The 1,009-nt window shown below is 73.5% G+C and carries 1 pseudogene; it reads right to left on the reverse strand.

What is annotated here, in order from left to right:
* Window positions 1–388 precede the first annotated feature (388 nt).
* A pseudogene (locus B7767_RS37320) lies at window positions 389–1,009 on the reverse strand (glycoside hydrolase); the annotation flags it as partial.

The raw sequence follows: 1,009 nt of genomic DNA on the forward strand, positions 1-1,009 counted from the left end.
GTCCGGCCGGGGCGGCGGCGGGGGCCCCGGCGGCCGGGCCCATGGGCAGCGCCAGGCCCATGGCACACGCCACGGCCGTCAGCAGCGTGCGGACACGTCTGTGTCCGAGCGGTTTCGTGCGCACGGAAGTCTCCAGGAATATGGGGGGTGGCGGCAGACCACGGGTGCCTGCCGTGAAGGAGTACGGGCGCGCGCCGTCGCGCCGTCGAACACCGGACCGTCACCCCGGACAGGGTTATGACGGGTCCATTTCAAGGAAGTTAGCGGTCCTCGCCTGAACGCGTAACCCCTTTCGCACGCCGTCCCGCGTCTTCTTCCTCGCATGGGACAAAGTGCCGGTGCCGCCGCCGTGGGGCCGGGGCGCTTCGGCCGGGGCCCGGGAGACCCGTCAGTCGAGTTCGCGGCAGTACAGGGCGTCCGGGGTGCGTGAGGAGCCGATGCGACCGGTGTAGGCGATACCGGCGGCGTACTCGCCGTCCGCGCACTGGCCCTTGTAGTGGCCGTGTCCGAAGTCGCCGCCCTTGGGCAGGGTGCCCCGGTTGTCGCTCCGGTCGAACCAGACCGTACGGCCGCTCGTGCCGGTGATCCCGCCGGGCACGGCCTTCGCGCACAGGGCGGCCGAGACGGCGGCGCCGCGGACGCTGTAACCGGTGAGGAAGTGGCCCTGCGGGCACTGGAGTTTGGTGTATCCGGAAGCCCAGTCGCCGCCTGGCGGGACGTGCCGCTCGTCCTTGACCACCTCGTGCCCGCCGTCCGGGTCCCACAGCGGTCCGGCGGTCACGTCGGAGCACAGGCCCCGGTTGCCGGTGTGGCCGAGGCCCAGGAGGCGCTGCTCGTCGGGGCAGACGGCCTTGCGCGCGCCGGAGTCCCAGTCGGGCAGCGCGCGCATACGGCGTGAGGCGATGAAGTCGGCGTGGTCGGGGGCGAGCATCGACCAGCCGGCCACGGGGTCGATGCGGCCGGTGCGGCCGGTGGTCTCGACGAGGCGGGGCCCCCCCCCCGCCCGCCC

The sequence above is a fragment of the Streptomyces sp. 13-12-16 genome (genome assembly GCF_002114215.1).
Lineage (GTDB): Bacteria > Actinomycetota > Actinomycetes > Streptomycetales > Streptomycetaceae > Streptomyces.